14 protein-coding genes and 5 tRNA genes are annotated in these 13890 nt (G+C 73.4%); 7 read left to right on the plus strand and 12 right to left on the minus strand.

Features of this window, described 5'->3' with window-relative positions; translation table 11 throughout:
• Nucleotides 1-172: 172 nt before the first annotated feature.
• From IF06_RS0131170 to IF06_RS0131180, 3 genes are all read right to left on the minus strand, one after another.
• On the minus strand, nucleotides 173-1819 hold the full coding sequence (locus tag IF06_RS0131170; RefSeq protein ID WP_030275335.1) for a PKD domain-containing protein: 1647 nt from the start codon (nucleotides 1817-1819) through the stop codon (nucleotides 173-175).
• Between the two features lie 167 nt (nucleotides 1820-1986).
• A tRNA-Val gene (locus IF06_RS0131175) sits at nucleotides 1987-2058 on the minus strand.
• A gap of 11 nt (nucleotides 2059-2069) precedes the next feature.
• Nucleotides 2070-2142: transfer RNA gene (locus tag IF06_RS0131180), tRNA-Gly, on the minus strand.
• 159 nt (nucleotides 2143-2301) lie between these two features.
• Here IF06_RS0131180 and IF06_RS0131185 point away from each other — a divergent pair.
• Nucleotides 2302-2547 (plus strand): DUF6458 family protein, encoded by a 246-nt coding sequence (locus IF06_RS0131185; RefSeq protein ID WP_013284878.1) that lies wholly within the window; start codon nucleotides 2302-2304, stop codon nucleotides 2545-2547.
• A 122-nt stretch (nucleotides 2548-2669) separates the two neighbouring features.
• Here the strand turns inward: IF06_RS0131185 and IF06_RS0131190 are convergent, their stop codons facing one another.
• The 4 genes from IF06_RS0131190 to IF06_RS0131205 form a co-directional block, all read right to left on the minus strand.
• On the minus strand, nucleotides 2670-3488 hold the full coding sequence (locus IF06_RS0131190) for an isocitrate lyase/PEP mutase family protein (protein ID WP_030275336.1): 819 nt from the start codon (nucleotides 3486-3488) through the stop codon (nucleotides 2670-2672).
• A 113-nt stretch (nucleotides 3489-3601) separates the two neighbouring features.
• Nucleotides 3602-3676: transfer RNA gene (locus IF06_RS0131195), tRNA-Val, on the minus strand.
• A 12-nt stretch (nucleotides 3677-3688) separates the two neighbouring features.
• Nucleotides 3689-3759: transfer RNA gene (locus IF06_RS0131200), tRNA-Cys, on the minus strand.
• Nucleotides 3760-3793: 34 nt separating this feature from the next.
• Nucleotides 3794-3866: transfer RNA gene (locus IF06_RS0131205), tRNA-Gly, on the minus strand.
• A gap of 274 nt (nucleotides 3867-4140) precedes the next feature.
• Between IF06_RS0131205 and IF06_RS0131210 the strand changes: the two genes are divergently transcribed.
• Entirely contained in the window at nucleotides 4141-4743 is a 603-nt protein-coding gene (locus IF06_RS0131210) for a TetR/AcrR family transcriptional regulator (RefSeq protein WP_030275337.1), read from the plus strand.
• Nucleotides 4744-4760: 17 nt separating this feature from the next.
• Here the strand turns inward: IF06_RS0131210 and IF06_RS0131215 are convergent, their stop codons facing one another.
• On the minus strand, nucleotides 4761-5591 hold the full coding sequence (locus tag IF06_RS0131215; protein ID WP_030275338.1) for a hypothetical protein: 831 nt from the start codon (nucleotides 5589-5591) through the stop codon (nucleotides 4761-4763).
• A gap of 189 nt (nucleotides 5592-5780) precedes the next feature.
• On the opposite strand from IF06_RS0131215, the gene IF06_RS0131220 reads away from it, so the two are divergent.
• Nucleotides 5781-6449, plus strand: a complete 669-nt coding sequence (locus tag IF06_RS0131220; protein WP_013284874.1) for a class I SAM-dependent methyltransferase — start codon at nucleotides 5781-5783, stop codon at nucleotides 6447-6449.
• A gap of 9 nt (nucleotides 6450-6458) precedes the next feature.
• Nucleotides 6459-7622: a cytochrome P450 gene (locus IF06_RS0131225; protein ID WP_030275340.1), complete on the plus strand. Its 1164-nt coding sequence runs from the start codon at nucleotides 6459-6461 to the stop codon at nucleotides 7620-7622.
• 61 nt (nucleotides 7623-7683) lie between these two features.
• Here the strand turns inward: IF06_RS0131225 and bioD are convergent, their stop codons facing one another.
• Both bioD and IF06_RS0131235 read right to left on the minus strand, forming a co-directional pair.
• A complete protein-coding gene (bioD, locus tag IF06_RS0131230) occupies nucleotides 7684-8412 on the minus strand; it encodes a dethiobiotin synthase (RefSeq protein ID WP_013284872.1) in 729 nt (242 codons plus the stop codon).
• Nucleotides 8409-9545, minus strand: a complete 1137-nt coding sequence (locus IF06_RS0131235; RefSeq protein ID WP_030275342.1) for an 8-amino-7-oxononanoate synthase — start codon at nucleotides 9543-9545, stop codon at nucleotides 8409-8411. The genes bioD and IF06_RS0131235 overlap by 4 nt, the downstream gene beginning before the upstream one ends.
• 161 nt (nucleotides 9546-9706) lie before the next feature.
• Between IF06_RS0131235 and bioB the strand changes: the two genes are divergently transcribed.
• From bioB to IF06_RS0131250, 3 genes are read left to right on the plus strand one after another with little or no spacing between them, the layout of a single operon-like run.
• On the plus strand, nucleotides 9707-10702 hold the full coding sequence (gene bioB, locus IF06_RS0131240) for a biotin synthase BioB (protein ID WP_013284870.1): 996 nt from the start codon (nucleotides 9707-9709) through the stop codon (nucleotides 10700-10702).
• 7 nt (nucleotides 10703-10709) lie between these two features.
• Complete coding sequence (locus IF06_RS0131245) at nucleotides 10710-10925, plus strand: hypothetical protein (RefSeq protein WP_013284869.1); 216 nt, start codon at nucleotides 10710-10712, stop codon at nucleotides 10923-10925.
• Nucleotides 10926-10928: 3 nt separating this feature from the next.
• Nucleotides 10929-11435: a GNAT family N-acetyltransferase gene (locus IF06_RS0131250; RefSeq protein WP_013284868.1), complete on the plus strand. Its 507-nt coding sequence runs from the start codon at nucleotides 10929-10931 to the stop codon at nucleotides 11433-11435.
• A 1-nt stretch (nucleotide 11436) separates the two neighbouring features.
• Here the strand turns inward: IF06_RS0131250 and IF06_RS0131255 are convergent, their stop codons facing one another.
• Nucleotides 11437-12060 (minus strand): DUF488 family protein, encoded by a 624-nt coding sequence (locus IF06_RS0131255; protein ID WP_013284867.1) that lies wholly within the window; start codon nucleotides 12058-12060, stop codon nucleotides 11437-11439.
• 23 nt (nucleotides 12061-12083) lie between these two features.
• Nucleotides 12084-13890, minus strand: a 1807-nt coding sequence (locus tag IF06_RS0131260; RefSeq protein ID WP_030275346.1) for a non-reducing end alpha-L-arabinofuranosidase family hydrolase, incomplete at its 5' end; no start/stop codon positions are given.

The following is a 13890-nucleotide window of genomic DNA, read 5'->3' on the forward strand; positions in this document are numbered from 1 at the left end:
GGCCGCCCAGACCGTCCAGGTGTCGGCCTACCCGGACCACTACGCCCAGTGGGAGCAGCAGGCCGCCGACCTCGTCGCCCAGCACTGGAACAGCTGAGAGAACAAGTGAGACCAAGCTGAAGGCCGGCACCCCGAACCAACGGGGTGCCGGCCTTTTCGCGTACCCGATGGGTCAGGCCGGGGGCAGGACGAACGTCCACGTGGTGGTGGTCGTGCTGGCCGCGGCGCCCGTGGCGGTGAGTCCGCCGTAGCTGCCGGTCGGCACGCTGCTCGCCGAGTCGGCGAGCAGGCCGGTCACCCGGCCGCCGCCGGTCTGCGAGGTGTTGCTGCGCACCGCCACGCCGGACGGCGGGGTGAGCGCGGTGGAGGTGCTGTCGCCGTGCAGCCAGTACGACACGGCCCAGCTCTGCGCGGCGGTCACCGGCGCGTAGGGGGTGATCCGGGTGGCGGTGCTCGCCGGGTCGGTGGCCCTGGCGAAGACCGGCCCTCCCGGTGCCACCCCCCGGTACGCGGCCAGCACCAGGTTGCCCTTAGCCTGGCTGTCCAGTGTCACCCGGACCGCAGTGCCGGCGTCACCCGCGCTCGCGGTCTTCCACCAGGCGGTGGTGGTGGCGAAGCCACCGTCGAGGCGGTCGAGCCTGGTCCAGCCGGTCACCCCGGTCGGCTCACCGGTGCCGGTGTGCGTGTTCTGGCTGAGCACGAGCAGCAGCATGTCACCGGCCTGCACGCCCGCCGGGACGGTGACCGTGTGACTGGTCCAGTTGGCGTTCGCGGTGGCCTGGCCGACGAACGAGATCCGCTCCGGTACGGGCGCCACCGTCACGTCGACTGTCGCGGTGCCGGTGGCGCCCCGGTCGTCGGTGACGGTGAGCGTGACCGGGTAGGTGCCGGCAGCCGCGTACGTGTGCGACGTGGTCGGTACGGAGGCGGTGCCCGTGGTGTCACCGTCGCCGAAGGCCCAGCTGTGGTCCTGGATCGCGCCGTCGGCGTCGGTGGAGGCCGCGCCGGAGAACGTGCACACCAGCCCGGAGCAGGTGGGTGTCAGCGCTGCCACCGGCGCCTGGTTGGCCGGGCCGCCCGATCCCTTCAGGATCTTCACGTAGTCGATGTCGCCGGCGAAGTAGTCGCAGGTGACCTTCGTACCGTCGCACTGGCTCTTGCCACCCACGGACAGCGGCCAGGTGTTGGCGATGGTGCCGGTCGGCCCGTTGAGGCGGCTGGTCCGCACGCCGTCGACGTACATCTCCACGTACGCGGAGGTGCGGTTGCAGGTGACCGTGTGCCACTGGCCGTCGGAGATCGGCACGTCCGTGTAGCCGGTCCGGGAGGCGCCGTCCGCGCCCCGGAACAGGCACTTCGGCTTACCGTTCGGGGCCTCGAACTTCCAGTAGCCGCCGGCCGTGTTGCCCTGTCCCTTCTGGAGGATGTTCCCGAAGGAGTACGTGGTCCGGTAGCGGATGGTCACCGAGAAGTCCCCGGCGTCCGGGTTGAAGTCGGTGCTGTGCGGCACCAGGTCGACGTGGCCCGGGACGTACTCCTTGTCGGTGGGCAGGTGGGTGGCGAAGCGGTGGCCGGTCGCCCCGGCGTAGAGCGCGCCGGTGACCACCTCGCCGCCGATCGTGCCGTGGCGGCCGTTGCCGCTGTAGTCGGTCAGCACCGTCGACGGTGTCGGCTCGTCCATGCTGAAGAACGCCACCGTCCGTGTCGCGGTGGCCTGCGCGGGCGCGGCCGAGACCGTCACCCCGGCAGCCGCGACGACAGTCGCCACCCCTAACCGGGCGGCCGTCCGCCGCCACCGTCCCCGCTCGATCATGTGCATGTGACCGCCTCCCTGCGTATCGGGCATCACAGTGACACGCGTGGTGGCAACGGCTGAATAACCCGCACGGTGGAGCCGGGTGACCGATGTGGCCGGTACGAACCGTCCGAGGGGATACGTCCGCCGATCGACCGGCGGCACCGGCGGGCGGGGAGGGTGACTCTCGGTGGGCGATACTGGGTTTGAACCAGTGACCTCTTCCGTGTCAAGGAAGCGCGCTCCCACTGCGCCAATCGCCCGGGCAATCGCGAGCGGACGACGGGATTCGAACCCGCGACCCTCACCTTGGCAAGGTGATGCGCTACCAGCTGCGCTACGTCCGCGTGCCGCCGGTTCGCGCCGGCGACGGGGTGAACTCTACCCGATGCCAAGATCGCCGTGCGGCAGACCCCCGCCGCGCCCGGTGGCCGTGTGGTTGCGCTGCTCGCCGCCGGGGTACTGAGGCCGGTGACAGCACAACCATCCCCCCGAAGGAGGCTGTCGTGGGTATCGGTACGAGCATTTTCCTGATCGCGGTCGGCGCGATCCTCACGTTCGCGCTCAACGCCAGCGTCGGCGGGGTCGACCTCGACGTCGTCGGCTGGATCCTGATGGCGGCCGGCGTCCTCGGCCTCATCATGACCACGCTGGTCTGGGGTCGCCGTCGCCAGGTGGTCACGACCACCGCCGAGCAGCCGGTGGAGTACCGCCGGGTCGAGGAGCGCCGGGACGTCGCCCCGCCGATGTGACAGTGACCGGGGCCGACGGAGCTGATCGGTCCCGGATCGGGCCGGCCGGATCACCCGATCCGGCCGGCCCGCTCTGCCAGGGCCGCCCGCGGTCGGTTGCGGCGCGCGGAGTGCCGTCCGGGTCAGCTCCGCATCAGCTCGTTCAACGCGTCGAAGTCGAGCCCGCCGGCGAGCGCGTCGTACGTCCCGGCGCCGAGCACCTCCGCCGCCGCCCGCTGGGCCACCGCGTACGCGGCCTCGGCCACTGCCGGTCCGATGCTCACCCGGGCCACGCCGAGCCGCGCCAGTTCGGCGACCGGCGGCGCGCCCGGCCCGGCCAGCACGTTCAGCGGCGCCGGGATCGCCGCCGCCAGCGCGGCCACCGTCTCCGGTTCCACGGTTCCGGGTACGAAGATCCCGTCCGCGCCGGCCGCCAGGTACGCCTCGGCGCGCGCGACAGTCTCGGGTACGCCACCGGCCCGGCGCAGACAGGTGTCCACCCGCGCGTTGACGTACAGCGGGATGCCGGCGCGGTCGGCGGCGGCCCGGATCGCGGCGAGCCGGGCGACCTGCTCGTCGACCGGGCGCAGCGGCCCCCCGCCGTCGTGCCGGGAGTCCTCCACGTTGACACCGACGGCCCCGGCGGCGAGCACCGCGGTGACCGTCTCGGCGACCTCGGCGGGGCTGTCGCCGTACCCGGATTCGATGTCGGCGGTGACCGGCACGCGGACCGCGTCTACCACCCGGCGGATCACGTCGACGGCGGTGTCCCGGGCGAGCGCGTCGCCGTCCGGGGCGCCGCGGCTCCACGCGACCCCGGCGCTCGTGGTCGCGATCGCGCGGGCGCCGGCTGCGGCGACGATCCGGGCGCTCAGCGCATCCCAGGCGTTGACCAGGATCAGTGGCTCACCGGGCAGGTGCAGGGCACGGAACTGCCGGGCTCGGGTCTGCTGATCGTCCACCGGGCCAGTCTGGGTGGGGCGATCCGGCCGCGGCAATGGCCAGCGGCGCGGCACTGGACTGATCGATGACGACGAGAAAGGCCGCGCCGATCACTCGGCACGGCCTTTTCCGCTGGTGGGCGATACTGGGTTTGAACCAGTGACCTCTTCCGTGTCAAGGAAGCGCGCTCCCACTGCGCCAATCGCCCTCGTCTACTGCGAGGTGGAGACGGGATTTGAACCCGTGTACACGGCTTTGCAGGCCGTTGCCTCGCCTCTCGGCCACTCCACCGAGGTTGCCCCCGAACTGCGTGGCGGCATCTCCGAGCGGACGACGGGATTCGAACCCGCGACCCTCACCTTGGCAAGGTGATGCGCTACCAGCTGCGCTACGTCCGCACGCCCCCGGTGTTATCCGGTGACGGATGAGAACTTTAGCCGAGCCCGGGAACGGTTGCCAACTCGGGGGCCCTTCCGGCGCGTCCGGATGTTGCCGGCGCCTCATGGCGCGGGCTTCCTAGGAGCCTGGGTGGCTGCCGTCGAAGGCCCGTGGGCAGGGCCGCGACCTGCGGAATCCGCTCGGCGAGTCGAGTGTCCGGCATCCGACTGTCCCGCCGCCGACCGGCCGCTTCGGTAACTCCCTGTGGTCAGACAGATGGGTTACCGTAACGCCGTGACGAGACGAGCCGCCGAGATCCGCCTGGACGCGCTGCTGCGTACGGCCTGCGAGGTGATCGCGGAACGAGGGCTCGCCAACACCCGCACCGCGGACGTGGCCGAGGCCGCCGGGGTCAGCCAGGCGCTCGTCTTCTACCACTTCGCGACCAAGGACCGGCTGCTCGCGCAGGCCTTCGCGTACGCGGTCGAGCAGGACCTGGCCCGTCTCGACGCGGTGCTGCGCTCCTCCGCCCCGCCGCTGGCGAAGCTGCGCCGGATGCTGCGCCTCTACGCGCCGACCGGCCGGGCCACCTCCTGGTCCATGTGGATCGACGGCTGGGCGGAGTCGCTGCGTACGCCGGAGCTGGAGAAGCTCTCCCGCCGCCTCGACCTGCGGTGGCGGCAGGACCTGGCCGCGGTGATCAGCGACGGGGTCGCCGAAGGCACGTTCGACTGCCCCGACCCGGCCGGCGCGGCCTGGCGGATCAGTGCGGTGATGGACGGGCTGGCGGTCCAGCTCGCGGTGCACGAGCGGGTGATCACCCGCCGGCAGATCGCCGAGTGGATCCGCCTGGTGGCCGCCCGGGAGCTGGGCCTGGAGCCCAGCCAGCTCGACTGACCCCACCCGCCGGCGGGTCAGTGCCAGCGGGGGCGGGGGCGTTCGAAGGGGGGCGGGAGCGTCTCCGGTTCGGTCTGCGCGGACGGGCGCAGCAGGCGGCGCATCCGCAGCAGCAGCCCGGCGCCGAGGAACAGCAGCAACCCGCCGAGCAGGAACGCGGCCTGCACCAGGCCGAATCCGCCGCTGTCCGCCACCGGCCGCCCGGCCACGCCACCGGGCGCCGGCGGTTCCACCACCGCGGCGTCGGTCGGCTCGTCGGTCGGCTCGTCGGGCGCCTCGGAAGACGGCTCGTCGCTCGGTGTGGGCTCCGCGCTGGTCGGCGAGGGCGTCGGCTCGGTCGCCTCCTCCCCCACCACCTCACGGGAGGCGGTCCGCCGGGCCAGCAGCCGCAACTGCGGGTCGTACGCCTCGGCGGCGAAACTCACCCGGCCACGCCCGACGTCCTCGGCGAACGCCACCCGGTAGCGGGCGGTCACGGTACGGCCGGGACAGAGCACACCCGGGTCCAGCTGCCGGTCGGTGAGCCGGGCGGTGTCTCCCTCGGTGCGGATCTCCAGCGGGAACGATCCGCTGTCCTCCACCCGGTCCACCTTGAGCTGGTCCAGCCGCAGGCCCTGCACCCGCACCAGCATCGACCAGCGCACCTTGACACAGCCGCCCCCGTCGGAGCGGGACACCACGGCGGACAACGTCTCCACCCGGTTCCCGGCAGTGAACTCGTCCGGCAGGCCGCTCAACTCCGTGGAGAAGGCCGCCGCCGCCCGCGCCGGCAGGGCTCCGCCGTACCCGGTCCCGGCCACGAAGGTCAGTACCAGTCCGATCCGCAGCGCGTGCCGCCAGCCGCTCACCACGCCTCCTCACCCTCGGTCGTGTCCACAGGCAACGCTAGGAGCGCGCCGGGCACGCCGGTAGACGGGCGTGTTCGCATCCAACGCCACAACACGGGGGTCATTTCACCGAGCGTGGTGAACCGGTCACGACCTCGCCGCGACACGCCCGGGATCGGTTCCGGAACCCGGGTGGGACACAATTCTCCGATGTCCGAGCTGTCCGCCGCGTTCGTCCGGCTGCACGCCCGCCTCGCCCCCGTGGCGTTCGTACCCGAGGTGCTGCTGCACCAGGCCGATGAGCCGATCGGCCTGTGGGAGCTGACCGAGGGCGAGTTCCGCAGCTCCCAGCCGCCGCCGTTCTGGGCGTTCGCCTGGGCCGGCGGGCAGGGCCTGGCCCGTTACGTCACCGACCACCCCGACGTGGTCGCCGGCCGCCGGGTGCTCGACCTGGCCTCCGGCTCCGGCCTGGTCGCCGTCGCCGCCGCCCGCGCCGGCGCCGCCGCCGTCCGGGCGGTCGAGGTGGACGAGCGGGCCGTGGCCGCCGTCGCGCTCAATGCCGAGGCCAACGGGGTACGCGTCGACGCCGAACTCGGCGACATCCTCGACTCCGACGCGGGCGACGCCGAGGTGGTGCTGGCCGGGGACGTCTTCTACAGCGAGGCGATGGCCCGCCGGATGCTGCGCTTCCTGCTCCGGGCCGCCCGTTCCGGCGCCCGGGTGCTGGTGGGCGATCCGGGCCGGGCGTTCCTGCCCCGCGAGCGCTTCCACGAGCTGGCCGCGTACGACGTGCCGGTGTCGGAGGCGCTGGAGAGCGTACGGGTGAAGCACACCACCGTCTGGGAGCTGGACCCGAACCCGCCCGGCGCCCGCCGCTAGCGTTACCGCGTGCTGTTCCGGGGCTGGGGGGAGTCCGTCGACGGACCGTGGCCCGACGCGGCCACCGTTGTCGATCACGTCGGCGTGCCGCACCTGGTGGTGACCCGGCACGCGCTCGTACGCAGGCTGCTCACCGACCCGGTGACGTTCCGGCCGGACAACGCGCTCGACGCGGTCACCCCGATCCCGGTGGCCGCGCTGCGGGTGCTCGCCGGGCACCGGTTCCGGCTGCCGCCGACGCTGGCGAACAACGGCGGCGCGAGCCACCCGGAGATCCGCGGCATCGTGGCCGACGCGCTGCACCCGCACCGGGTGGACGCCCAGCGCCGGTGGCTGACCGGGCTGGTCCGGGAGCGGGTGGCGGGCCTGGCGGCGGCGCTGGACGCGGGCCGCCCGGTCGACCTGTACGCGGGTCTCGCCGCCGACCTGCCGCTGCTGGTGCTGGCCCGGCTGGTCGAGCTGCCGGGCGCCCCGGTCGGCGCGGTGAAGGACTTCGCCCGGGCCGCGCTGGAGCTGTTCTGGGCGCCGCTTGACGAGTCCCGGCAGCTGGCGCTCGCCGCCGAGGTGGGCCGGTTCCACACCGTGCTGCGGGAGTTCGCCGCCACCGGGGGCGGGCTCGCCGCGCGGCTCCGCGAGGCGGGGCACTCCCCCGACGTGGTCGTCGGGGCGCTGTTCTTCCTGCTGGTCGCCGGCCAGGAGACCACCTCGCAGTTCCTCACCCTGCTGCTGCACCGGCTGTCCGGCGAACCCGCGGTACGGGCCGGGCTGCGCGCCGGTGAGATCGGCGTGGACGACGTGGTCGAGGAAGGGCTGCGGCTGGAGCCGCCGATCGTCACCTGGCGGCGGGTGGCGGCAGTCGACACCATGCTCGGCGAGGTGCCCGTACCGGCGGGCACCAGCATCGTGGCCTGGCTGGCCCGCGCCGGCCGCGACCCGGCCGTGGTGGACGCGCCGGGCGAGTTCCGCCCCGGGCAGCCCGGCTCGCGGCGGCACCTGGCGTTCGGCGCCGGGCCGCACCGCTGCGTCGGCGCGCAGCTGGCCCGGATGGAGGCCGCAGTGGTGGTCGCCGAGGCCACCGCGCTGCTCGACGACGTGACGGTCGTCCGTCCACCGTGGTGCCCGGACAACCTCACCTTCCGGATGCCGGACGCGTTCGTGGTCCGCCGCGCCTGAGCCCTGCGGGTGTTAACAGGGGGCCCTTCCTCTACCGGAGGCGTTAAGAAGGGGCCCTTCCTTACTCCTCGGCCCAGGCCCGCCAGTCGTCGAGCACGCCGTACAGGGCGGGGGTGAGCCAGCCGGGCGCGGACCGGCGGAACACGCCCGGGTCCATCCCGCCCGCGCCGGCCGGTACCGCGCCGAGCAGGTTCGGCAGCAACTCGGACAGGTTGAGCCAGTGCACCAGTTCCGGTTCGGTCGGCCAGGCCCCGATCACCACGCCGGCCGGGACGGCCCGCCGCTCCAGCGCCTCCAGCGTCAGCGCGGTGTGGTTGAGCGTGCCGAGCCCGGCCCGCGCCACCACCACCGCGGGCGCGCCGAGCGACACCGCCAGATCGGCCACCGTCCACGGCTCGCCGGACGGGCGCAACCCCATCGGTACGAGCAGCCCGCCCGCGCCCTCGACGAGCACCAGATCGTGCTTGTCCGCCTCCTCGCGGATCGCGTCGACCGCGTTGTACAGCTCCAGCGGCGGCAGCTCCGCCACCCGGGCCGCGGCCAGCGGGGCCAGCGGATCGGGGTAGCTCGCCAGCGTCCGGCCGGTCAGCGGGGCGGCCAGCCGGGTCACCGAGTCGACGTCGCCGGGCTCTCCCGTCGCCGTACCCGTCTGGCCGGGCTTGACCACCGCGACCCGCAGGCCGGCCGCCTGCGCGGCGGCGGCGACGGCGGCGGTCACCACTGTCTTGCCGACCTCGGTGTCGGTGCCGGTCACCAGCACCGGCCCGGTCCAGGCGTCGCCGAGGCTCATGGCGCACACTCCACGATCACGTCCAGGGCCCGGTCGAAGCCGGCCCGGTCCACCCCGGCGCTGACGGTGAGCCGCAGCCGGGAGCGGCTGTCCGGCGTGGACGGGGGACGGAAGCAGCCGACCGCCACACCCTGTTCCCGGCAGGCGGCGGCCCAGGCGGTCGCCTCCTGCGGGCCGGGCGCGGTCACCGAGATCACGGCGCCGTCCGGGGCGGACACGGACAGCCCGGCCGCGCCGAGCCGGCGCACCGCCGCGGCGACCCGGTCGGCCAGCTCGGCGCGCAGCGCGTCGCCGTCGCGGGCCAGGCGCACCGCGGCGCGGACCCCGGCCACCACCGCGGGCGGCGGCGCGGTGTCGAAGATGAACGTGCGGCCGGTCTCCACCAGGTGGCGGACGAACTCGGCCGGCCCGGCGACCACGCCGCCGGCCCCACCGAGCGCCTTGGACAGCGTCGCGGTGACCACCACGTCGGGCGCGCCGGCGAGCCCGGCGGCGGCGACCCCGCCGGCTCCGGCCGGGCCGGTGACGCCGAGCGCGTGCGCGTCGTCGACGAGCAGCAGCGCGCCGTGGCGGCGGGCCACCGCGTGCAGCTCCGCGAGCGGGGCCAGGTCGCCGTCGACGGAGAAGACCGACTCGGTCACCACCACCGCCGGGCGGCCCGGCGCGGCGGCGAGCGCCGCGGCCACCGCTGCGACGTCGGCGTGCGGGGTCACGAGCGTCTCGGCGCCGGAGATCCGGCAGCCGTCGATCAGCGAGGCGTGGTTGTGGGCGTCGGAGACGAGCAGCGTCCGCGGCTGGGTCAGTCCCCGGACGGCGGCGAGGTTGGCCAGGTATCCGGAGGAGAACACCAGCGCCCGGTCGACGCCGAGCCAGCCGGCCAGGTCGTCCTCCAGCGCGTGGTGCGCGTCGGTGGACCCGCGCACCAGACGCGACCCGGTGGCGCCCAGCCCGTACGCGGACAGGGCCTCTGCTGCGGCGGCGGTGACCTCCGGGTGGGTGGCCAGGCCGAGGTAGTCGTTTCCGGCCAGGTCGACCACGGCGTCGTCGGCGGCGCGGGGGCGCAGCGTGCGGGTCAGCCCCGCCCGGGCCCGCAGCTCGGCGCGGCGGTCCAGGGCCGCCAGCCAGTCCGCCACCGTGCCGTCCCCTCCCGCCGACTTCACGCCCCCCGCCGGGCGCTTCCGCGGGGCGAAGTTACCACCCGCCCCGGCGGCCCCGGCGTGGCGCGGTCCCGGCTCGCCGGAGGGCCGGCGGCGGTGGTTTCCCGCGCTCACGGTGGCCTGTTAGGTTACGAGCCATGCCAGAGATCCTCGACCAGGCCCGGGAGCGGGTGCTGGGCAACGGCGTCGGCCTCGACGAGGCCGGTGTCCTCGCGGTGCTGAACCTTCCCGACGAGCACCTGCCCGCCGCGCTCCAGCTCGCCCACGAGGTCCGGATGCGCTGGTGCGGTCCGGAGGTCGAGGTCGAGGGCATCGTCTCGCTGAAGACCGGCGGCTGCCCGGAGGACTGCCACTTCTGCTCGCAGTCCGGTCTGTTCACCTCGCCGGTGCGCTCGGTCTGGCTGGACATCCCGGCGCTGGTCGAGGCCGCGAAGCAGACCGCCGCGACCGGGGCGACCGAGTTCTGCATCGTGGCCGCCGTGCGCGGCCCGGACGCCCGGCTGATGAAGCAGATGCGCGAGGGCGTCGCCGCCATCCGCGCCGCTGTCGACATCCAGGTCGCCGCCTCGCTCGGCATGCTCACCAAGGAGCAGGTCGACGAGCTGGTCGAGATGGGCGTGCACCGCTACAACCACAACCTGGAGACCTGCCGCTCCTACTTCCCGAACGTGGTCACCACGCACTCGTGGGAGGAGCGCTGGGAGACGCTGCGGATGGTCCGCGAGTCCGGCATGGAGGTCTGCTGCGGCGGCATCCTCGGCCTCGGCGAGACGGTCGAGCAGCGGGCCGAGTTCGCCGCGCAGCTCGCCGAGCTGGACCCGCACGAGGTGCCGCTGAACTTCCTCAACCCGCGCCCCGGCACGCCGCTGGGTGACCGCCCGGTGGTGGAGGGCAAGGACGCGCTGCGCGCCATCGCCGCGTTCCGGCTGGCCATGCCGCGCACCATCCTGCGGTACGCGGGCGGCCGCGAGCTGACCCTCGGTGACCTCGGCACCCGCGACGGTCTGCTGGGCGGCATCAACGCGGTGATCGTCGGCAACTACCTGACCACGCTGGGGCGGCCCGCCACGGCCGACCTGAAGCTGCTGGAAGACCTGAAGATGCCGGTGAAGGCGCTCTCGGCGACCCTGTGAGGCAGCGGTGACCGAATCCTCCCCCGCCACGGCGGCCCCCGCCGCGCTCTGGTGCGACAGGTGCGGCGAGTCGGTGGCGGCCGGGCCGCACCCGGCGTGCGAGGCGGCCCGCGCGTGGGAACCGCCGCGCTGGTGCGCGTCCTGCCGGCGGCGGATGAAGGTGCAGGTCGTGCCGTCCGGCTGGTCGGCGGTCTGCGTCGAGCACGGCGAGCGGCGGGGCTGAGGCGTGCTGCGCGGGCGGGCGGTGACGCTGCGGCCGGTGACCGACGCCGACGTGCCCGCCCTGGCCGCGATCCGGGCCACCCCCGAGGTGCGCCGCTGGTGGCGCGGCGGTGACGACCTGGCCGCGTCGGTCCGGGCGGACCTGGCCGACGACTCGGTGACGATCTACGCCGTCGAGCACGACGGCAAGCTGGTCGGCGCGATCCAGTGGTACGCCGAGACCGACCCGGACTACCGCCACGCCAGCCTGGACGTCTTCCTCGACCCGGCGGTACGCGGCTCGGGGCTGGGCGGCGACGCGATCCGCACGCTGGTCCGGCACCTGATCGACGAGTACGGCCACCACCGGTTCACCATCGACCCGGCGGCGGCGAACACGGCGGCGATCCGGGCGTACGCGAAGGTGGGGTTCCGTCCGGTGGGCATCATGCGCCGCTACGAGCGCGGCGCGGACGGGCGCTGGCACGACGCGCTGCTGATGGACCTGCTCGCCGAGGACCTGGCCGGCTGAGTCAGCCGGCCCAGAGCAGGTGCCCGTCGGGCAGCCGGCGGGCGCCCTCGGCGGGCCGGTGCGGGCTGAGCCGGCCGTCCGGCATGAGGTGCGACACCGGCACTCCGCGGCCGAGCACGGCGACGTCGGCGATCAGCCGCCGGTGGCAGCGCCACCAGACGCTCTCGCTGCACATCACGGCTGTGGTCTCCCGGGCGGCGTCGGCCAGCACCTCGTCGAGTGCCGCGTCGAAGTCGGGCGTGCGGGTGTACGCGGCGTACGCCCGGAAGGCCGCGACCGTCCACCAGGTGTCCGGTTCCGGCTCGCCGGCGCGGACGTGCCGGCGGCCGCCGAGGCGCGGTTCCCAGCGGTAGCCGATGCCACGTTCGGGCAGCCAGTGCTCCAGGGCCTCGCGGCGGACGTCCGGGTTGGTCCGGCTGGCCGGGTAGCGGCGCACGTCCACGATCAGGGTGACAGCCGCGCCGGCCAGCAGGTCCCCGAGCTGGTCCCGGTGGGCGGCCCCGTGCCCGACGGTCAGCAGCATGCGCTCCACCGACTCAGCTTGCCCCGGGTCGGCGCCGTCCGCCCGCCGGCCGGGCCGGCCCACCGGAAAGGGCGTGCCCGGCACCGCACGGGTGCCGGGCACGCCTTCCTCTTACGGTGTGGCGCCTAGCGCTGGAGGGTCAGCACACCCGGCCGCCACGGCAGCAGGTTGTAGTCGCCTCCCGCACTGGGGTTCTTGCCCTGGTACAGGAACTGGAGGTTGCAGGCGTCGACGGTCTTGGTCTGGTCGGGGTTGGTGCGGACCAGGTCACCGTGGCTGATGTCGTTGGTCCACGTCGCGCCGCTGTTGGCCTTGCCGGCGAAGGGGTTGCTCTCGCTGGCGGCCTGCGGGGTCCACGAGCCGCTCAGGCTGTTCGACGTGAACGACCGGAAGTAGCGTCCCTGGCTCCCGATCGCCTCGACGATCATGAGGTACTGGTTCTGGCCCGCCACCTTGTAGACCTCGACGCCCTCGAACAGGTTGTTCGTCGAGTCGGTCATGATCGTCGTGTAGTTCGAGCCGAAGCTGCCCGGGAAGTTCCCCAGCGGCATGCTCGACCGGTAGATCTTGCCGTTGTCACCGGCGAAGAACAGGTACATGTTCTGGTCGTCGCCGATGAGCGTCTGGTCGATGACGCCGTACGGGGCGTCGGGCAGGGTGGCGGTGGAGAGCGTCTGCGCCGAGGACCAGCCGTTGGCGTTCGTCGGGTCGCTCGACGTCTTGTAGCTGAACGAGGTCGGTCCCCACTGGTACGCCAGCACCCAGATGTTCTTCGGGGCGAAGTACAGCAGGGTGGGCGCCACGGTGCCCTGGCTCATTCCGTTCTGGCCGGCCGAGGCCATGTCGGACCAGTTCGTGAACAGGCTGAAGTTCATCGAGCTGTACTGGCCGCTGCTGTTGACGTACGACCCGTAGACCAGGTGCTTGCCGTTGTAGACGACGTTCGTGAAGTCCTTGAGCGAGACCCAGCCGTTCTGCGGGTTGGCCAGCGGCCCGGTCGACGACCACCGGTAGGTCGACGGGAGCGCGCAGCCGCCCGGCGGCGGCGTCGTGGTCGGGGGCGGCGTGCTCGGGGGCGGCGTGGTCCCGCCACCGAAGTCGGTCCGCCACTGCTGGTTGGTCTGCCCGTGGCAGTCGTACAGCTGGATCTGCTGGCCGTTGCCGGTGCCCCAGACGTCCAGGCAGCGCCCGGACTGCACGCCGCTGATGGTGCCGTTGGAGTTGATGTTCCACTGCTGGTTCGACTGGCCGTTGCAGTCCCAGATGATGATTCCGGTGCCGTTGCCGGTGGCCGCGCCGTTCGCGTCGAGGCACTTGGTGCCGTAGACCATCAACTGCTTGTTCGACGTGTACGTCCACTGCTGGTTCGACTGACCGTTGCAGTCCCAGAGCTGGACCCGGGTGCCGTTGGTCTGGGTGGCGTTCGGTACGTCGACGCACCGGCCCGACTGGGCTCCGATGATCCGGCCGGCGCCACCGCTGGGCGGCGGTGCCGTGGTCGGGGTCGTGGTCGGCCCCGAGGTCGGGGCGGCCGCGTTGAGGGCGTTGAGGACCGAGGTATACGCGGCCTTCTTGTTGCCGCCGCCGTCGAACAGCAGCGGGTTCTCGCCTGAGCGCCACGAGTCGCTGTCGCGCACGCCCCACACCGTGATGCCGATGCAGCGCGGCACGTTCATGCACGCCTGGGTCAGCCCGGCGTACTGGCTGGTCGACGAGTTGGTGACGTCGACCTCGGTCAGCGCCACGTCGACGCCGAGCGCGGCGAAGCTCGACAGCGTGGTCTGGAAGTTGCCCGGCAGCGAGCTGCCGCCGGTGAAGTGCGTCTGCAACCCCACGCAGTCGATCGGCACACCACGGGACTTGAAGTCCCGGATCATGTTGTAGACGCCCTGCGTCTTGCCGTACGACCAGTTCTCGATGTTGTAGTCGTTG

Origin of the sequence: Micromonospora globosa, from assembly GCF_000717585.1 — a bacterium.
GTDB lineage: Bacteria > Actinomycetota > Actinomycetes > Mycobacteriales > Micromonosporaceae > Micromonospora > Micromonospora aurantiaca.

Bases quoted from the DNA above. Each gene is read 5' to 3' on its own strand.
- IF06_RS0131220 (WP_013284874.1), top strand. From the start codon at position 5,781: ATGTCCGAGCTGTCCGCCGCGTTCGTCCGGCTGCACGCCCGCCTCGCC.
- IF06_RS0131170 (WP_030275335.1), bottom strand. From the start codon at position 1,819: ATGCACATGATCGAGCGGGGACGGTGGCGGCGGACGGCCGCCCGGTTA.
- bioB (WP_013284870.1), top strand. From the start codon at position 9,707: ATGCCAGAGATCCTCGACCAGGCCCGGGAGCGGGTGCTGGGCAACGGC.
- bioD (WP_013284872.1), bottom strand. From the start codon at position 8,412: ATGAGCCTCGGCGACGCCTGGACCGGGCCGGTGCTGGTGACCGGCACC.